Source organism: Paenilisteria riparia FSL S10-1204 (genome assembly GCF_000525995.1).
Lineage (GTDB): Bacteria > Bacillota > Bacilli > Lactobacillales > Listeriaceae > Listeria_A > Listeria_A riparia.
In genome coordinates, this window is the sequence record NZ_AODL01000007.1 from 422,765 (window position 1) to 442,833 (window position 20,069).

General features: G+C 40.9%; 16 protein-coding genes and 2 pseudogenes. 2 read left to right on the plus strand and 16 right to left on the minus strand.

Annotation, left to right across the window (positions count from 1 at the left end; genetic code table 11):
- Positions 1-33 precede the first annotated feature (33 nt).
- From PRIP_RS06750 to PRIP_RS06765, 4 genes are all read right to left on the minus strand, one after another.
- On the minus strand, positions 34-693 hold the full coding sequence (locus tag PRIP_RS06750) for a DUF1129 domain-containing protein (protein WP_036100292.1): 660 nt from the start codon (positions 691-693) through the stop codon (positions 34-36).
- 70 nt (positions 694-763) lie between these two features.
- Entirely contained in the window at positions 764-1,858 is a 1,095-nt protein-coding gene (locus tag PRIP_RS06755) for an ABC-2 transporter permease (RefSeq protein WP_036100293.1), read from the minus strand.
- A 10-nt stretch (positions 1,859-1,868) separates the two neighbouring features.
- A complete protein-coding gene (locus PRIP_RS06760; RefSeq protein ID WP_036100295.1) occupies positions 1,869-2,963 on the minus strand; it encodes a hypothetical protein in 1,095 nt (364 codons plus the stop codon).
- Positions 2,964-2,973: 10 nt separating this feature from the next.
- Positions 2,974-3,861 carry an ATP-binding cassette domain-containing protein gene (locus PRIP_RS06765; protein ID WP_036100297.1) on the minus strand — a complete coding sequence of 296 codons (888 nt, stop codon included), beginning with the start codon at positions 3,859-3,861 and terminating at the stop codon, positions 2,974-2,976.
- 367 nt (positions 3,862-4,228) lie between these two features.
- Between PRIP_RS06765 and gshAB the strand changes: the two are divergent.
- Positions 4,229-6,554 (plus strand): annotated as a pseudogene (gene gshAB / locus PRIP_RS18080) (bifunctional glutamate--cysteine ligase GshA/glutathione synthetase GshB).
- Positions 6,555-6,611: 57 nt separating this feature from the next.
- Here the strand turns inward: gshAB and ychF are convergent.
- From ychF to PRIP_RS06785, 3 genes are all read right to left on the minus strand, one after another.
- Positions 6,612-7,715 carry a redox-regulated ATPase YchF gene (gene ychF, locus PRIP_RS06775; protein ID WP_036100299.1) on the minus strand — a complete coding sequence of 368 codons (1,104 nt, stop codon included), beginning with the start codon at positions 7,713-7,715 and terminating at the stop codon, positions 6,612-6,614.
- Between the two features lie 135 nt (positions 7,716-7,850).
- Complete coding sequence (locus tag PRIP_RS06780) at positions 7,851-8,549, minus strand: hypothetical protein (RefSeq protein WP_036100300.1); 699 nt, start codon at positions 8,547-8,549, stop codon at positions 7,851-7,853.
- 91 nt (positions 8,550-8,640) lie between these two features.
- On the minus strand, positions 8,641-10,101 hold the full coding sequence (locus tag PRIP_RS06785; protein WP_036100302.1) for a catalase: 1,461 nt from the start codon (positions 10,099-10,101) through the stop codon (positions 8,641-8,643).
- Positions 10,102-10,461: 360 nt separating this feature from the next.
- Here PRIP_RS06785 and PRIP_RS06790 point away from each other — a divergent pair, with 360 nt between their 5' ends.
- Positions 10,462-10,746 (plus strand): hypothetical protein, encoded by a 285-nt coding sequence (locus tag PRIP_RS06790; protein WP_036100304.1) that lies wholly within the window; start codon positions 10,462-10,464, stop codon positions 10,744-10,746.
- Between the two features lie 75 nt (positions 10,747-10,821).
- Here the strand turns inward: PRIP_RS06790 and PRIP_RS06795 are convergent, their stop codons facing one another.
- The 9 genes and pseudogenes from PRIP_RS06795 to PRIP_RS06835 all read right to left on the minus strand — a co-directional run bounded on the left by PRIP_RS06795 (position 10,822) and on the right by PRIP_RS06835 (position 20,007).
- Positions 10,822-11,016: a DUF951 domain-containing protein gene (locus tag PRIP_RS06795; RefSeq protein ID WP_036084797.1), complete on the minus strand. Its 195-nt coding sequence runs from the start codon at positions 11,014-11,016 to the stop codon at positions 10,822-10,824.
- Positions 11,017-11,021: 5 nt separating this feature from the next.
- Positions 11,022-11,879 carry a ParB/RepB/Spo0J family partition protein gene (locus PRIP_RS06800; protein ID WP_036100306.1) on the minus strand — a complete coding sequence of 286 codons (858 nt, stop codon included), beginning with the start codon at positions 11,877-11,879 and terminating at the stop codon, positions 11,022-11,024.
- Positions 11,872-12,633 (minus strand): ParA family protein, encoded by a 762-nt coding sequence (locus PRIP_RS06805; protein ID WP_036100308.1) that lies wholly within the window; start codon positions 12,631-12,633, stop codon positions 11,872-11,874. Before PRIP_RS06805 ends, PRIP_RS06800 begins: the two co-directional genes overlap by 8 nt.
- 150 nt (positions 12,634-12,783) lie before the next feature.
- Entirely contained in the window at positions 12,784-14,223 is a 1,440-nt protein-coding gene (locus PRIP_RS06810) for a DHA2 family efflux MFS transporter permease subunit (protein WP_052008777.1), read from the minus strand.
- Positions 14,224-14,345: 122 nt separating this feature from the next.
- Positions 14,346-15,082: pseudogene (locus PRIP_RS06815) on the minus strand (helix-turn-helix domain-containing protein).
- Positions 15,083-15,817: 735 nt separating this feature from the next.
- Entirely contained in the window at positions 15,818-17,245 is a 1,428-nt protein-coding gene (locus PRIP_RS06820; protein ID WP_036100311.1) for an FGGY-family carbohydrate kinase, read from the minus strand.
- 36 nt (positions 17,246-17,281) lie between these two features.
- Positions 17,282-18,058 (minus strand): SDR family oxidoreductase, encoded by a 777-nt coding sequence (locus PRIP_RS06825; protein WP_036100313.1) that lies wholly within the window; start codon positions 18,056-18,058, stop codon positions 17,282-17,284.
- A gap of 13 nt (positions 18,059-18,071) precedes the next feature.
- Positions 18,072-19,355 carry an MFS transporter gene (locus tag PRIP_RS06830; RefSeq protein WP_036100314.1) on the minus strand — a complete coding sequence of 428 codons (1,284 nt, stop codon included), beginning with the start codon at positions 19,353-19,355 and terminating at the stop codon, positions 18,072-18,074.
- Between the two features lie 82 nt (positions 19,356-19,437).
- On the minus strand, positions 19,438-20,007 hold the full coding sequence (locus tag PRIP_RS06835; protein ID WP_036100316.1) for a glycerol-3-phosphate responsive antiterminator: 570 nt from the start codon (positions 20,005-20,007) through the stop codon (positions 19,438-19,440).
- Positions 20,008-20,069: the final 62 nt, after the last annotated feature.

Below are 20,069 nucleotides of genomic sequence, written 5' to 3' on the forward strand. Positions count from 1 at the left end.
ATGCTGTCCATCACAGAACAGCACCCAATTCCCTTATAAATTCGGGATATTTTTCTTTTTCTTCAAGTAGAAACGTAGCGCAAGAATCACTGCACCCGCAATAACAGTTGGATACGGATCTAGAGCAATATTCCATTTCGCCGGAACAATCACTTGCACAACCGTCATAATCGTCATCCAAACCAGAATAACAACCATCGCTATCACAAGATACTTCCACGTTCCACCCTTTTCGCCTTGGCGCATAGCACCAGCATACTTACGCAATACCATCATGGCCGCACCACCGACAAGGAATGTAACGAACAACACTGCCAAGCCAAGCGTTTGCCCTTGGAAAATCGCGCTCACACCACTAATTAGCATCATCGCACCAAGTACGAGCAAACCGCCATCTAACGCAATCCACCACTTACCAGCCGTTTCACCAACTGGCGCAGCCTTCACTGTCAAAGCTTTTACATATTCTGTAGGCGTCACATCGAATAATTTCCGAGCTGTCACACCTTGTTTCTGATTCTCAAGTATTTTCTCCGTCATTTCATAAATCATATTCGCCTGCTGTTCCTCACCATACTGTCCCAACTCACGAAGATGCTTCTCAACTTCTTGCACATATTGCAAATTGCGCTTCGTCAAATCTGACTTCATCTCGTCAATTTGCGGCTTCACTGTTTCTGCTTCTGTTGTCACCGATTAAATCCTCCCTCAAACATACTTATCTCCATTATAACCTAATTAAGCACCGAGAAGAAGCATAAATTTACAAACGCTTTACAAAAATAAATCGCGCCCCATTCCAAATACAAATCCCCGTTACCATAATAAAAATTGCGATAAATAACAAGAATCCCAGCAAATCGGACAATTTCGCAAATGTTTGAATCATATCCGCCACCAACATCCCGACAATCAAACTACCGATAATCAGCATCCAGAAACGCATTTTCGGATACACAAACAACCGTCCATTCGTCTCCAGTGATTCCCGCACAACCGCCCATAAGCCAACTAAAACCAATCCACACAAAATCAACAATTGAAAAACTAGTGGCACATAAGCAGATCGAACAAACCCAAACGGCTCAAACACGCGGAAATAATCACTCCAGTAACTAAGTTGACCCGTCTTCCCATCATATAAATACTGATGCACATTCATCGCAAACTGCAAAACCGCGCTTGGCAACAAAAACGCACCGATTGTCAATAAAATCCCGCCGAGCGCCGTTCCACTCAAATACCCCGCCACAACTGGTACTAAAAACAAAATCAAATATGCCAGCCACGAACCCAAAATATCCATCCATAATTTTTGCAGGTCGAAATCAACGAACTCCGCTGGAACTTGCGTTACGAAATACAGCAAACCTAGTCCTAAACTCACGAAATAGCCCACCGTAATCACAAGACCCCCAAGCAACACCTTCACACCCAAAATGGCCTTTTTCGAATACGGCAACAGCGCCGTAAAATTATTCGCTCGCGTATAGCGCTCCAAAATCACCAAACAAGCCCCTAAAACCACCGAAAAAATCAAAGTCAGCGTAAATGGAACACCAACTGTAAAGCCAAGAAAGAAATATGTATACTGATCCTTATGTGCTAGTTTCGTCTCATACGCCAAATAGCGCACTGTCAAATCATCCCTAATCTCCTTATCCGTCATCGCAAAATCCGCATCCACCTTTTGCGAATCTAGGAACTCCGCCGAATGGTAATACGCATTGCTTTCCTTCCAACTATTAGCCTCATTCACAAACCCAACCATAAAAGCCAATAAAAACACTAAAAGAACACACGGAACCATCCAACGAATTCCGCGCCATTCCTTATACCAAAGCCCCTTTTCTCGCATGAAGTCCCTCCTATTTTCGCATCCAAGCATTTCGATACAACACCGCATAACACACTGCTAAACATCCTAAGAACGCAATAACACTAAATATGGACAGTTCTGTAAGCGTTAATGCATTCGTCGAGTCATATCTTCCATTCACCCAGAAATTAATCAATAAAATCGCGCCGCCAAAAGATATCAACAATGCACTCGGAATTCGCATATACGGAAAAACGAAAATCTTCCCGTTACTCTCTACCGAGTACCTATGATAGAAAAAGATAGCGCCGACAATCAACAATCCAATCAGAATCATCTGCACCACAAACGGCCCATACTCAAAATCACTATTCCCAAAAATAATAAAAACATTCATATAAGACGTCCAATTCGCCAATTTCGATATATCAATATTCGGATTCACTGTCTGCATAAATACCATCCAAGTCGTATAAACATAACTAGGCATAATCGCGATAACGCCAATCGCAACAACGGTTGACAACAATTCTCCCATAACAGTTCCAAGAAACACAGCAAATAGAAAAATCAGCAAAAACGTCCCTAAATTCCCAATCAAGCCTAAATAAACCTTTTTCGTATCTAAATCGATATATTCGCTCGGAATAACGCTAAACATATGCCTCAATCCAAGCCACAAGCTAATACCATACGACACAATAATACCAAGCGCACCTAATAAGATTTTTGTACCAATAATATGCACTCGTTTAAAAGGAGTCACCAATGTAAAATGATCTTTTCGCGTATAGCGCTCCCAAGCAACCACCGCTAAACCAAGTAATGCAACCAGAACACTAAGCGCAAAATAAGACTGTGACATCGTATACTGCGTCTGATAATGTTCCCCCGGAAAACCAGTAGTAAAATAATTCAACGTTAAACTTTGCTTCACATCCTCCGGTTTCAGTTTAACATCATCAGCACTTTGCTCCTGGTCTTTGCTAAAACTATCCGACTGAAAATAATTATATTGCTCTTCCCATATGCGCGTATCTGAATATAATCCCCCGGTTTGCGCATACAAAAACATGGCCATCAGCACTAACAATACCCAACGTACACTACGAAACTCCTTCAACCAAATATGCTTATTAAACAACACTCTCACCTCATATCTCGTAGTAATCTACCTTGTCGTCTGCTAATCGAACCCTGAAAATATCCTCAATCGTAATCGCCATCTCCTGATAAAGAATCGGCTCTTCCGCTTTCAATTTATTCACAAACTCATCCGCCTGACTGGTTATTAACAATGTGAAAATCCGTCCATCTCGACTTAACAATTGTGATTCTTGTTTCACAAACGGTGGAACACGCTTCGTTTTAAATGCAACTTGTATTTTTAAAGCCGTATCTCGCAATGTTTCCAAATAATAATCCAGTTCAATCTTCGTGCCTTTCAAAACCACAACCCGATCCGCCACCATTTCCAATTCATCCAACCGATGCGATGCAATCAATACGCTCGTATGTCGCTCTACCACAGTCTCCAAAATAAACTGCAACAATTGCTTCTTCACAATGACATCCAGCCCTTCCATCGGCTCATCCAAAAGCAAATAACGAACATCCAAAGCAAACGCCAAAATCATGAAAAATAACGCTTTCCGACCTTTCGAAAAAGTAAGCACCTTCACATTTTTTGGCAATTCAAAACGCTCCATCAAACTATCAAAAAAAGCTTCATCAAAAGTGGCATACACATTTTTGTATATTTTCACGACCGATTTCACACTATATGGATTAAAATAGTTCATATTGTCTTGAAGAAAGAAAATATGCTTCTTCAGCGCCGGGTTCTTGCGTAAGTCAGCACCATCCATAAGTACCCGTCCCTCGTCCGCCAGATAGAGCCCTGCAATTAGCGAAAACAGCGTCGTCTTCCCCACACCATTTCGGCCAATCAAAGCTGTAATCTCACCAGGCTTCAACTCAAGCGTAATATTCTCCAAAACAAGATTTCCCTCAATTTTCTTTGACACATTCTCAATTATCATTCACGTATTCCTCCAAACACAAATAGTGCTCCCTTGGTCGCGCCTGCAACTCTTACTCTTCAATAAATAACCCACTTGCATTCCTAACCCCATCAAAATAATATATGCACTTCGCTTAATTTATGTTCTTCAAATAGCATTAGACCATCGCCCTCATCTTGTTTAATTCGACAATACCTACCTCATATTACCTATTATAACGGACGTCCCACATGAAAGTAAAGAATCACATTACAAACATTTCGTTTTTGTTTCAAAAAAAATTTCTAATGAAATATACATATTCCAAAACCCTTTTCTATACTATTGACCTTAATTATTGTAAGATAAGTCTATGTTACAAATAGGACTACAAGAAGGTGAAACCATGTTATGTAAAAATAACAACTTGATAACAATAATAGAAGAAAATAACGAGCTTAAAAAAATGCTGTTCGATGGTAATTTCGGGCTTGAAAAAGAAAACGTGCGTGTAGATAAGAACGGGAACTTAGCTTTGACACCACATCCTCCCATTTTTGGCTTAAAAGAAGAAAATCCATACATCAAAACCGATTTCTCAGAAAGTCAAATTGAAATGATTACTCCCGTCAGCAACTCTGTCGATGCCGTGTACAATTCCTTGGAAAACCTGCAAAACATCGTATCTGACCGGGTTCGCGATGAATATTTATGGCCCAACAGTAACCCGCCAATGCTTCCCGATGAAGAGGATATCCCTATTGCAGTTTACCAAGACCCTCAATCAGCCAGCAGACTATATCGTGAACACCTTGCCCGCGAATACGGAAAGAAAATTCAACTATTTTCAGGCATTCACTATAACTTCTCATTCTCTGATGAGTTGCTAGAAGCGTTACGCGTTGAACTTGATTGTAAATCGTCTCTTCAAGAATTCAAAAATCAGATTTATCTTAAAGTGGCAAAGTTTTTCATGCAAAATCGCTGGTTCTTACTTTATTTAACTGGAGCAAGCCCACTTTATTTACCGGGTTTTTTAAACAGCCCCGCAGCCAACGAAGTTTCACGTGAAACATCTGACTTAGCTTTGAAAAACGGCATTTCTCTGCGCAATAGCCACGTTGGTTATAAAAATAAAGCGTCTCTTCATGTTAATTATGAAAGCTTCGAGCAATATATAGCAAGCATTCAAACATGGATTGACAGCGGCAAAATCGACAGCATGCGCGAATTATACAACCCAATTCGACTTAAGAATTCACACACTGATCAATCACTTGCAGGTCTCGCTGAAGCTGGTGTCGAATACATCGAAATCCGTTCATTCGATTTAAACCCGTTTGATCCGAACGGTATCACAAAAGAAATGCTTCACTTCACACAACTCTTGCTCATCACCGGTCTTTTAAATGATAGCAAACCATTTGATAAAACACATCAAGAACAATCCGACTTAAACGAAGATCAAATCGCCATAGACGGCCTTACAAAGCCTAATATATACGTCGATGGCACGGAAATTAGTTTTGACGAAGCAGCTAATAAATTACTTACTTCCATGGAAAAAGTAGCAACCTTAACGCAAAACGGCACACTTCTGCACTTGTTAGCAGAACAACGAGACATTGCCCAGCATCCCGACAAAACAATCGCGGCCCAAATACTAGCAAATAGCGCAGGCTACGTCCCTTTCCACATGCAACAAGCAAAGGCCTATTTAGATGGAAGTTTACAAAATGCCTACAAGCTCATCGGCTACGAAGATATGGAACTTTCCACACAAATCGTTCTAAAGTCAGCAGTCACGAAAGGCCTTGCAATCGATATTCTTGATCGCGCCGAGAATTTCTTCCGACTGCAGAAAAAAAAACCATGTGGAATATATCAAACAAGCCACAAAAACATCGCGCGACAGCTACATCAGCGCTTTAATTATGGAAAACAAAGTCGTAACCAAAGAAATTCTAGCTGAAAATGGCATCGCAGTTCCACGCGGACAAGACTTCTCTGATATAGCAGCTGCCCGTAATAGTTTCGCGAAATTCGCAGACCAAGCTATCGTAGTGAAGCCGAAATCAACCAACTTCGGACTTGGAATCAGCATTTTCAAAGACGCCTACACCAAGGAAAACTTCGAAGAGGCTCTAAAAATTGCTTTTAGCTATGATTCTTCTATTATTATTGAAACTTACATCCCTGGCGACGAATACCGCTTCCTCGTAATCGATGGAAAAATTGCTGGTATCTTAAAACGTGTCCCAGCAAACGTAACTGGCGATGGCGTTCATACCATTTCAGAACTAATCGATGAAAAAAACCTTGACCCATTACGCGGTACAGACCATCTTAAACCACTCGAAAAAATTCTAAAAGGCCCAGAAGAAACACTGATGCTTTCGATGCAAGGCTATGAAATGTCTGATATTCCAGCAAAAGGCCAGCTCGTTTACCTTCGTGAGAATTCGAATATTAGTACTGGTGGTGATAGTATAGACGTAACAGACAAAATCCACCCCTACTATCAAGAACTAGCCATTAAAGCCGCGAAGGTTGTAGACTCCAACATTTGTGGCGTCGATATCATTGTTTCACGTGAAACAATCCCTGAAGGACCACATGCGATTATTGAACTTAACTTTAATCCTGCGATTCAAATTCACTCCTTCCCTTACCAAGGAGAAAATCGCCGCATTGGTGATATTATTATAGACTTTCTTTTCAATATCAAATAGTTACCAAAAAACAGGCTACCGTACCAACATTTGTTGATATAGTAGCCTGTTTCTGTATTATACGTTGAATAGGAAATGAACGACATCTCCATCTTTCATCACGTACTCTTTTCCTTCTGAGCGTAATCTTCCTGCTACTTTTGCAGCTTGTTCAGAACCATGCTCTAACAAATCATCATATGAAACTACTTCGGCACGAATAAATCCACGTTCGAAATCAGTATGAATGACTCCCGCACACGCTGGTGCCTTCATACCATTGCGGAATGTCCAAGCACGAACTTCTTGAACGCCTGCTGTGAAATACGTAGACAGGCCTAATAAAGAATATGCCGCGCGAATCAATTGATCCAAACCAGACTCTTCAATGCCTAGCGCCTCTAAGAATTCTGCTTTGTCTTCCTCATCCAACTCAGCAATTTCTTCTTCCGCACGTGCACAAATCACAATGACCTCTGAACCTTCATCAGCGGCCAATTCGCGCACTTGCTGTACGTATTTATTGTTATCTGGATCACCAACTTCATCTTCACTCACATTGGCAACATACAAAACTGGTTTGCGCGTCAGTAAAAATAGTCCGCGTACAATTTTGTCCTCGTCTTCATTGAATTCTACAGAACGCGCTGGTTTGTCATTCTCTAGGCTTTCTTTCAATTTCACAAGAACATTGTATTCCGCAATCGCATCTTTATCTTTTTGTTTGGTCGCTAATTTCTCTACACGGCTAATACGCTTATCCACCGTCTCTAAATCTGCTAAAATAAGTTCCAAATTGATAACCGCGATATCATCTAGTGGATCAATGCGCCCTTCCACATGCGTGATATTCTCATCTTCAAAACAACGTGTCACGTGACAAATCGCGTCCACTTGACGAATATGTGATAGGAATTGATTTCCAAGTCCTTCTCCTTTACTCGCGCCCTTCACGATACCTGCAATATCCGTAAATTCAAACGTTGTAGGCACTGTTTTCTTAGGCTTCACAAGCTCCGTTAACTTATTTAAACGTGAATCTGGAACTTCAACAACGCCCATATTCGGTTCAATTGTCGCGAACGGGTAGTTTGCTGCCTCTACTTTGGATTTTGTAATTGCGTTAAAAAGTGTTGATTTACCAACGTTTGGAAGACCAACGATACCTGCCGTTAATGCCATTTAAATGAACTCCTTTGATCGAAAAGCGTCAACACTTTCCTCATTTTATTAAGACTAAATTTTGTCTACATCTCTATCTATTATAAAGGTTTTTCCAATAAAAAGACACAAGAATTTAACAAATGCCTAAAAACTTCACACTTTACTCCCAATATTATTGAGTTTGTTAATTTCTGTGTTCATACTTTCCATCATATCAATCGACAACTCGTCCATCACTTTCACTAAACGCTTCACTACTGTATTATAATTATTCAGTTCCTTCCTAAATCCTTTAGTATCTCCTACTAATAATTCATGCTCCATTGCACTTAAATACTTATTGCTATAATTGAACACACTCACAATCCCTTGCACCTGTTCCATATTAGCTGGGAAATAAATGCCCATTAATTCAATATCATGTATATACTTCTCTGTGTCATTACGATTTTCGATGAGTCGCTCTCGAATTTTCTCGCTTTCTAGTACCTGCCCAGTGTCTTTAATGAAGCTCATAATTTCCTCGTTTTTATAAATTGCAGTATTCAGCAGTCCATACGTCCGCTCGATTTTTTGAAAAAGCAGTTCTTTATATAGAAATTCTGCTTGGATTTCGCGTTCTTTGCGAGCATTTAGTTCAATTTCTTCACGTAATACACGATTTTGTTGCTTTGTTTCGCTAAATGCTAACATAACAGCCCCAATAATTCCAAAAAAGGAGCCAATAAAGTTATACATGCCGTCAATTGTCAACTCATTGTCGATACTTTGCATCATCACGGGGATAATAATAAATAGTAAGCCGATAATGATAATAATAATCATCAAAATATGATCTTTCATGAATCGCATCTGCCTCACCCCTTTGCCTTTGCTTCCCTATTCCCTATCTTCCACACAAAAAAACCGATGAAGCGTACACCTCACCGGTTTTGATAATAGCTTATTTTAAGTCAGCAATATGTTTTTCTAAGTCTACGCCAGTACCTTTTGCTACACGTTCAGCGAAAACTGGTTCTACTTGATAGAAATTGCGTAGGTTGCGAACTTTAATATCCTCGCGAACCCCTTCCCAATCGCCAACAATGTTATTTACCAATGCATCACGTTCAGCATCAGAGTAACGATTCCAAACTTCACGCGCATGGCCGAAGTTATTCGGTTTTTCTTGCTCCAAACGCCCAACTTTTCCAGCGATTAAGTCTTGCTCGTCTTCTACATAGCGTGGATCTTGTTTTGGCTCTGTATCATAGCTATTTGGCTCGTAGTTAATCGAGCTCATTTGTTGCTTGAATGGCATCGCACCGTCACGTTGGTTATTGTGAACTTCCTTTTTCGGGCTATTGATTGGTAGTTGCAAGTAGTTCGGGCCAACGCGGTGACGTTGTGTATCGGAATAAGAGAACAGGCGACCTTGTAATAAGCGGTCTTCTGAAGGCAAGATTCCTGGTACTAATACGCCTGGGTTGAAACCAACTGATTCAGTTTCGGCAAACACGTTCTCAGGATTGCGGTTAAGCACCATTGTACCAACATGTTCATATGGGAAAACATCTTCAAACCAATCTTTCGTTGCATCTAGTGGATTGAAATCAAATTTATCAATGTCCGCTGGGTCAAGTACTTGAATAAACAAGTCCCACTCAGGGAAATCGCCGTTTTCAATCGCTTCATGAAGATCGCGAGTCGCATGGCTGAATTCTTTTGCTTGGATTTGTGACGCTTGATCCGTAGATAGATTCACGATACCCGCTTTTGGCACCCAACGCATTTTGATATAAACTGTTTTGCCCTCTTCATTTGTCCATTTGAACGCGTGAACACTAGAACCACGAATTTGGCGGTATGAAGCTGGCGTTCCTTCGTCACTGAATAAATATGTAATCATAGTTGTAGCTTCAGGAGTCAAGCTGATAAAATCCCAATACCGATTAGCATCTTGCATGTTTGTGCTTGGATCTGGTTTCAGTGAATGAATAACATCCGGGAACTTAATAGCATCGCGAATAAAGAATACAGGCAAGTTATTACCAACAAAATCGTAATTTCCCTCTTCTGTATAAAATTTCACGGCAAAGCCACGCGGATCACGCAATGTTTCAGGAGAATGTAAGCCATGAATAACTGTAGAAAAACGAGCAAAGACTTCGGTTTGTTGTCCTTCTTTTTGTAAGAATCCCGCTTTTGTATATTTCTTCATACTATTCTTCACTGTGAAAACACCATGTGCTCCAGTTCCACGAGCATGTACAACACGTTCAGGAACACGTTCACGATCAAAATGCGCCAACTTCTCAATTAACACGTAATCTTCTAACAAAGTAGGTCCGCGATGTCCCGCCGTCATCGAATTCTGGTTATCACCGATTGTAACACCTTGATTCGTTGTCAATTTTTTACTCATCTGATATCATACCTCCGTTTTTTATAATTATTATAAAGTAATACTAACTCTAGTTTACAAAACATATACTAGGAAAACAACTGTTAACTCTTGTAAAGCCAATATCTCTTTTAATTTTAACACTAAAATAAGGATGACCTTGCGTACACCATAAAACTATGGTATTCTACAAGTAATTCATATTCTCGTTCCCGATAAGGGGAGTAGCAGTAATAGTAGAGTCGTCAGTACGGGGAAACCCCGGCTTTACTAGCAATGTAATCATTGTTTGCGAGACCTTACGTTTTTTACGTAAGGTCTTTTTGCGTACTCTTTTTGAAACGAAGCGTATGAAAATAGCAAAAAAAGGAGATGATTTAGATGGCTTTATTCGATTTCTTGAAGGACATGGCAACAGAGAAAGTAACAGATTTACTTGGGGGCGCAGGTGATGTTGTCGATCAAGTAACTGGAGGCGCAACAGATCTTACAGAGCAAGCACAAAACTTAACAGAACAAATCAATCCCGAAGAAATTACTGGTCAAATTAGCGAGCAAGCTGGTGGCGTCATCGATCAAGTAAAAGAAAATGCAAATATTACAGAATCACTTGGCGATGTAGGTAATATTGTAAATAATGTGAAAGACTTGTTTGGCGGAAAATAGTAGACATTGACTTTCAAATATAAAAATACGTTGCACGAGTACCCAAACCACTCATGCAACGTATTTTTTCATTTATCACTCTTCGGCCTTCTCCAAAATTCGCTTCACCTTCTTCGTGAATTCGCGTCTTGGAATCATCACGCTGTGTCCACACCCCTCACACTTAATCCGAATGTCCATTCCTAATCGAATAATGCGCCAACGGTTTGTTCCACATGGATGCGGCTTCTTCATTTCTACAATATCATTCAATCCAAAATTTTGTTCCATATCACTTAGTCCTCGTCAAACTGAATTTCTAAAATATCTAAAATCCGATCTAAGTCATCATCTGATAAAAACTCAATCTCGATTTTCCCTTTGTTATCGCGGCGTTTAATCGATACTGCTGTACCAAATTTATCACGTAGTTGGGATTCACTTTCTTTGATAAAAACTGGGATTTTCTCTTGTTTCTTGGGTGTTTCACGTGAAACATTGTCATTTATATCGGCAACTAGTTTCTCCAATTGACGCACTGTAAAGCTTTCTGTGACAGCCTTTTTAGCGACTGGTTTGATGTTTTTCTTGTTTTTTAAACCTAGTAGTGCGCGGGCATGTCCCATCGATAGTGAGCCATCGCGAAGCATCACTTGTACTTCTGCTGGTAGAGATAATAGACGAACCATATTGGCGATGTATGGACGGCTTTTTCCTAAACGATCGGCTAATTTAGCTTGGGTCATATCTAGGTTTTTCATTAGTAAGTCATAGGATTCAGCTTCTTCTAGCACCGATAAGTCTTCGCGTTGCAAGTTCTCCAAAACAGCTAGTTCCATCATTTCACGGTCATCTAAATCACGCACAACTGCTGGAATTTCTTCAAGACCAGCCTCTTTAGCAGCTCGGAATCGGCGTTCACCGACAACTAACTCGTAACCTTGTGCTTCGGATTTTCGCAGAATGACTGGTTGCAAAATGCCGTGAAGCTTGATAGAATCGCGTAATTCGCGAAGTGCTGTAGGGTCAAATGTTTTACGTGGTTGATACGGATTTGGACGGATTTCACTCACAGGAATGTTTTGCACGGCTTCCTCGTTTTGATCGACATTGTTGAACAGCGCGCTAATCCCTTTTCCTAATCCCTTAGCCATGAGCAGTCACTTCCTTTGCAAGATCTAAATAGACTTCAGCTCCGCGTGATTTCGCATCGTATAAAAGAATCGGCTTGCCGTGACTCGGCGCTTCACTTAAACGAATGTTGCGCGGAATAATTGTTTCGAACACTTTATTTTGGAAGTATTTCTTCACTTCATCAATGACTTGGATGCCCAAATTCGTTCTAGCATCAAGCATTGTTAGCAGAACACCTTCAATTTGTAAATCTTCGTTCAAATGTTTCTGAACGATTCGAATCGTATTCAGCAACTGGCTTAAACCTTCTAGCGCGTAGTACTCACATTGAACTGGAATCAAAACCGTATCAGATGCAGTAAGCGCGTTAAGCGTAAGCAGGCCTAAAGACGGCGGACAATCGATAATAATATAATCATAGTTATCACGTACCGAATCAATCGCTTTTTTAAGTCGAATTTCACGTGAAATTGCGGGGACAAGTTCGACCTCTGCTCCAGCAAGTTGAATTGTAGCAGGTACCACTTCTAACGTTTCCATGGCTGTTGGCTTGATTACATCTTTAAGGGCAACATCATCAACTAGCACATCATAAACACAATGCTCAATCTCACCTTTATTAATGCCAACTCCGCTCGATGCGTTCCCCTGCGGATCGATATCTACAAGCAGAACCTTATTACCTAAAAACGCAAGACTTGAACTTAAGTTAACAGATGTCGTCGTCTTGCCCACGCCACCCTTTTGATTTGCCAATGCAATCACTTTGCTCAATCTATTTCACCAACCCTCACCTATTAATAGTTTTGCCACGATCCTTTTACTCTATTCTATCAAAAAAATAAGGTTTAGTCTTACTTTATGCGAAAATAAATTTGATAGTAGTCAAAAGCCGCGTCCAGATTTCCTAGGCACGGCTAATTTTTATGCTTTTTTACGAATAAATAATGAGATTACTAAACCGATAATCGCCATGACTAGTCCGAAAGTAAAGGCTTGACGTGAACCTTCGACAAGTGATGCCGCCAAGTCTTGTGGACCTGGATTCGTTACTGTTGCCATGTATGCTTTTTGACCGGCCGACATAATCGTGATTGCCACTGCTGTACCAATTGCTCCTGATACTTGTTGCAATGTGTTCATAACCGCCGTACCATCTGGATACATTTTTGGTGGTAGTTGGTTTAGGCCGTTGGTTTGTGCTGGCATCATAATCATACATACGCCGATCATTAGTGCGCTGTGCAAAACAACGATAGTTACTGCGGATGTATCTAGCGTAATTCGTGTTAGGAAGAACAGCGAAACAACTGCCACGATAAAGCCTGGAATAACAAGTACGCGAGCACCGAAGGCATCGAATAAACGCCCTGTAACCGGTGACATCAAGCCGTTAATAACTCCACCCGGTAAAAGTACTAATCCTGCAGAAAACGCCGCTAAAGCCAGTCCTGTTTGCAAATAAAGTGGTAATAGAATCATCGTTGACAAAATAATCATGAATGCGATGAAAACAATAAGTAAGCCGAGCGTGAACATTGGGAACTTAAAGACCCGCAAATCCATCATTGGCTGATCCATCGTTAATTGGCGCCATGTGAATAACGCTAGGCTGATAAGACCGATAATCATCGTCGTAATCACAAGCGCGCTGCCCCAACCACTTTCGCCGGCACTACTGAAACCATACACGATTCCACCAAACCCAAGCGTCGATAGAATAATCGATAAAATATCAATCCGCGGCTTCGTCACTTCCGACACATTCTTCATAAAACGTAAACCAAACAATAGTGAGAAAACTAGAAATGGTAACGCAATCCAGAAAATCCAGTTCCACGTTAAGTTCTCAATAATTAATCCAGAAATTGTTGGCCCTACTGCTGGTGCAAACATGATAACTAAGCCGATAAGTCCCATTGCCGAGCCACGTTTATGCTCTGGAAAAATCACCAAAATCGTGTTAAACATTAGTGGTAACAATAAGCCAGTTCCAATTGCTTGAATAACCCGAGCAACCATTAATACTCCAAAATCTGGCGCAATTGCCGCGATAAATGTTCCGACAATTGAAAAACCTACGGACGCAAAAAATAACTTCCGCGTTGTAAACCATTGTAATAGTAAGCCTGATACAGGAACTAAAATCCCCAGTGTCAATAAATATCCTGTCGTTAACCACTGAATTGTTGCTGAACTCACGTTAAATACGCGAATTAAATCTGTAAGTGCCATATTTAAAGCTGTTTCACTAAACAAGCCTATAAATCCTGCAATTAAGAAAGCCGTAACAATTGGTATCGTATTAAATTCTTGTTTTTCTTGTGCTGTTGCGTTCAAAAAGTTTCCCCCTTTTACCTTCATTACGTGAACCTTTAATTTTACCGGTTTTCAAAAGCAAAGTCAAGTAAAAGAGAATATATGTTCTTATTTGGAAATTTAAAAAATGGCTTCTGTGATACAGAGACCATTTTCTAATACTGTCATTATTCGATTGTTAAATGATCGTCTGCATAATCCGTCTTTACATCTAAGACCTCACATGCTTTTTGATACATGCGCACAGACATGTCTGGATCTCCCGCCTCTAATCTGGAAATAACAAGTGGCGATAAATCAGATTTCAAGCTAAATCAAGTTGTGACCATCTCTTTTTAACTCGTTTTGCGAAGATAAACTGTCCTAGACGTGCCGAGAAACTGCCTAAATAGTGAACAATATCCTCATTTTCCCAAGCTAAGTCTTTTAGCGTTTCGAATTCGTAATCGTCCTTACCAATACTAAGTCTCGCTTCAGAGCGACGCAAGAAAATGCGCTTCACTTCTTCACGATACGCGCTCATTTTGTCGTTAAATGGATTGCGGTCTTTAAAATAGCCTTTTACGAAACAATAATACGTTTCTGAGTCGGAAAAAGCCGTAAAATAAAGAAATCTGCAATTCTTATCTTTAAAATGGACTTTCATTTCTTGAATTGGTTGATCAATGGAAGTCTCGATTTTGTTCGTTTGTAGTGAATATGATTGATTTTTACCAATTGTTAAATGAACTTCTGGTAAAATTTGTCGTCCAGTTGTTAATTTTCGCGTTTCAGCCTTTTCTAATTGCAGTAAACCTTGCAATAAAAGGGTCGACATTAAAGGTTGTTCGGTAATCAAACTGTGTAGGAAATCATATGCTTGAAATTCATCTTGTTCGTCTCTTACAAAAATTATTTTCGCCATATTATTCGCAGTCGCACGCTTGGCGCACTGCTCTCCTCCTTTACCTATCGTTCTATCTTTATTGTATCGGTTTTTATAGAAAAATGCACCTTCCATGTGTGAGAAAGCCTTATTTTCTTTTTATTTGCGCCAATATTGTTTTTTATTGTCATATTTGAAACTAGAAAAAGCCTGAATGACAGTGATAAGCATCAAAGGGCTTATTCAATCGCCAAAGAAATAGTAGCCTAACATATTGCCATAAGTACCATTTTTTGTGTTATTATATATATTGTGAATTACAGAATGATAGGGGCATTTCATTTATTATGAATTATACAAAATTTTTTATATGCTATTTTAATTATTGGACTGCTTATCTTATTAGCTATCGGTGGGACATACGCGGCTTTCATTGGTTTAGGTTGCGTTTATATTGTTGCTATTCTTGATGACATACTTGGTCACAAGCTAACTAGCAAGAAATTTTTAATCAAAACGGTATTGTTCGTTATTGGATTACTAGTTTTATATCTCGCACTTCGATTTTTATAAAATGGAGGAAGATGCTTTTTGTCATTTTTTAATTTAGAAATTTACATGCCACATTTACATTTTCTTACCTAGGTTCTTAATTATTTAGTTAGCCTCTGACCTAAATGCATCCATCATTAACCCTAAAAAACCAGTCTAGCATAGAAACTAGACTGGGAGAAAGCGTTAAAAATAGCATCTTGTAAAACAGACATACCCGTTCTATTGAAATATTCCCGCTGCTTTTTTAAGAATCGTATCTGTACTTTTTGTAATGTCCTTGTATACTTCTTGATTGATGCGATGGTACAGTGTTTGGTTCTCTTGGTTTGGCTGGAATTGATCCCGCGTTCGGACCATTTTATGTGTTGCTGCTTCATAGGTTGGATAAATACCGAGCGCCACCGCTACACAAATCGCTGCACCCAAGCTTGCCGAGCCGTTTACTTCTGTTCGCAATGTTGGTACGCCGAAAACATCTGCAAAAATTTGCATAAGCAAAGTACTGTTAGAACCACCGCCAGATATAATCAAGTTTTCCAAAGGTACGCCTAGTTCGGCACACATGTCATCTACGCGGTTTTTCATGGTTAAAGCAATCGCTTCTAAAATGGAGCGGTACATGTGCGCCCTGCCATGTCTTGCATCAAAGCCGATCATGATTCCTTTACGATAAGGTGCATCACTAGGTGCTAGCCAGTCAAGCACTGTCATTAAGCCATCTGAACCTGCCGGTACATGTTGCGCTTCGCGATTCAAAAACTCTTCAACAGAATGCCCGTCCTGATGCGCCTTCAACATAATGTCGTCACCTAAAAGTTCCTTCAACCAGCTGACCGTCCACATGCCTCGTCTAATCCCGTTGCTTTCATACAAATATTGATGTGGCGTCGATGCAAAATTAGTCCAAAAAGCCGTCGTATCTCGTGGATTCTCTAGCCCTGGCATCATCGCAGCAATATACGTCCCAAGCGAAACTAGCGCTGTTTTCTCTGCCAGCAATCCCGAACCAAGCGCCTCAACCGCCTTATCATTCGCCGTCGCAATCACCGGAATCCCCTCAGGAATCCCCGTCGCATCCGCCGCCGCCTTCGTCACCGTCCCCAAAACATCACCCGGCATTTTCAAATCAAACAACATCTCGCGTGAAAGTTGCTGCATCACATCCGGATTCTCGTCCCATTCCCACGTATCCGTATCAATCGGCCATTGCCCTTGATAATTCGCCGCCGTATCCACAAAATTCCCCGTCAAACGATGCGTTATATACCCTGAAGTCGTCGTCACATACGCCACCTCCGGATTCACATGCTCATAAGGCTTCGAAACCCGCGCATCCATCCAACTCAGCACTGGTTCCGCAAGACTCCCGTCACGCTTCAACAATGCCCGACAAAAACGAATCGTACAAAGTCCCAGTCCAATAATATCTTCCTTATTTCCCGGGAAATAATCCATCGCTTCCTTGCTCGCCACAATCAGCGAATCCCACAAATCATCATTCGGATGTTCCACAACCCCAGGCTCCTGCATATGCATTGGCTGCAACGCACATTTTCCCTCACAAACTATGTCCCCATCCAAATCAAAAATAACTACTTTTGAGCTTTGCGAACCACCATCGATTCCCATAATGTATTTTTTCGTCATAGTCCTAGACCTTTCTCTCTTATCAAATTTTGCAATTTAACGAACCAAGTAGCCGCCGTCTACAACAAGCAAATGCCCGTTCACGTAATCCGAAGCTCGGCTCGCCAAAAATACTGTCGTTCCCATCAAATCCTGCGTCTCACCCCAACGATTCGCCGGAATATGATCCAACACACGCTGATTCGTTTCCGGATTGCTCCGCGTCGCCGTCGTAATCTCCGTAGCGTAATACCCTGGCGCAATCCCGTTCACCTGAATATTATACTGCGCCAACTCATCACAATACGCCTTTGTCAAGCCCGCAATCCCGTGTTTCGTAGCCGCATACGCTGGTGACCACTGCCCACCAAGAAACGAAAACAGCGAACAAATATTAATAATTTTGCCACTCCGTTGCGGAATCATCTTTTGTGCAGCCTCGTAACTCAACTCAAAAGCCGCCGTCAAGTTAATCTGAATCATCGGGTCCCACTGCGCACGCCCAAACTCCTGCACCTCCGCCAACTTACAAATCCCCGCACAATTCACCAAAATATCTACCGATCCCAGCGCCTCCACACAGTTTTCAATAATCTGCTTCGGCACGCCTTCCTTCGTAATATCCGCCTCCATAAACACCATCGTGCTCCCAACCTCTTCAATCAACCGCTCCGTCGTGCCATCATCCGCCACAATACTCGGAATAAAAAGGTTCGCCCCTGCTTTAGCCAGCGCCAACGAAAAAGCTTGCCCCAATCCAGAATTGCCACCCGTCACAATCGCATTTTTGCCCTTCAAAGAAAAGAAGTCCATTTGAAAATCTTGAATATTCATCTTATCTTCCTCCTTAAACAGTCTCTGTAGCAGCCATTACAGCCGCCTTATTTTTCTTAATATCACGCATCAATAACATACAAAAAACGAGTGCCATTCCCGTCGCAACAAGCCCTAAAATCCACATATTGCGATAAGCCTGCGTTGCTTCTAGCGTATCCTGCCAACTTCCAATCAACGGATAAATAAACACATCCGGCAAAAAACCAATCAAAGAAGCCACACCAATCGTCGTTCCCATCGTTTTACTCGGTGTACCAGCCTCGCCAATCGTCGCAAAATACATTCCACGCGACACATAGTTAAAGAACGCAAGCAACAACACAAGTCCAATCATCACGAAAATAATATTCTTACTCGCCGGAATCACAATTAAACAAATCAACCCAGCAAATGTCACAATACCACCAATAAAAATAATCTTCGTCGGCGATTTCAACCGCGTCTTAGCCGAAACAATCGCGCCCACAGGACCACTAATAGTCCGGAAAACCTGATTCCGAATCATCCCGATAAACGTCGCCATCACAACCGGCATCGCAAAAATATCAATCAAATAACTCGTCGTATAACTAAGCACCGCAAAAATCGTATACACGCCCATAATAATCAAACTACAATACCATGTCGTCCGTTTTTTAAGTACCGTCACAATATCCTTGACCGTCACTTTCTCCGTTTTTGGAATACTTGCGCGAGCTTGCTTCGTCTCTTCAGGAACAACAAACCAACACAAAATCCCAAATACAATATAAAAAACACCATACGTTATCATAACCGCTTTCAAACTATTCGGATTCGAGTCTGCGCCAAACATCTGGAACATCCATAACGTCAAAAACGCCGTCACAAGCGCACCAAATCCCCGCATTCCTTCCGCAAAACCGAGTAAACTTCCTTGCTCATCAGACGTTCCTAAAATTGCCACAGCCTTCACCGTTGCCGACCACATAAACAATACTGTCGTAATCGCCAGCAACACTTGAATCACAAGCAACATCCAATATGGCGGATACAACGCCATAACAAACGCCAAACCACCCGTCACTAACATCGAGAACGTAATTAATTTTTTGTGAGAGAATTTATCCGCGATAATCCCACTCGGCGCATACAATATCATTGCCGCAGTCCCATATACACTCATAATAAAACCAACCTGCGTGGCACTAAGCCCCATCAGCGATTCCATTGGCACTTGATAATTATATTTCAAATAAGGTAATTCAAAGCTCATTCCGCCAGTCATACCAATGATTGCGATGATAAACCAGCGATTAAATTTTGTCTTTTTCATCGTCTGCCCCCTAATCATTCGAAAACGCTTACATTATTTAGTTAAAATTGTCTTTTTACTACTATCATTTTTTAAAATTAAATTAGATATTATCCCACACATCTGGACTTGTTGACGAAATCGCTACAGCACCAGCTTGTAACGCCGTTAAAACATCTTCTTTATCACACACAAGACCGCTTGCAATGATTGGTTGTGAAATCGCATCTTGCACCCAACCAAGAACTTTAGGCATACATCCTGGCAAAATCTCCACACAATCTGTTTTAGAGGCAGCCACTTGTTTTGGTAAATTATGATATGACATAGAATCAATCAAGAAAAAGCGATGAATCGTATAGAAACCTTTCATTTTAGCAGACCGAACAATCGATGGTTTCGAACTAATAATGCCGTCCGTTTCCGTGTTTTTACGCATAAAATCAACAACAATTTCCCGATTCGACGTACCTTCCACCAAATCAATATCTACAAAAGCCACTTTGCCCGCTGCTTTCACTTGCGCCACAATTTGACCAATATTACAAATATTCCCGAACAAAATAAAAACCAGATGACAATTGGATTGCACTACTTTTTGAAGCCCATCTTCGTCCTTAACCGCGGCAATAATCGGATTATCCGCTAGCAAATCTAACATATTTTCTCTCATTCTAATTCCCCTACTTTCAATAGTGTTTCAATCCTCCTAGTCGAGAAGAATTGAAACACCAT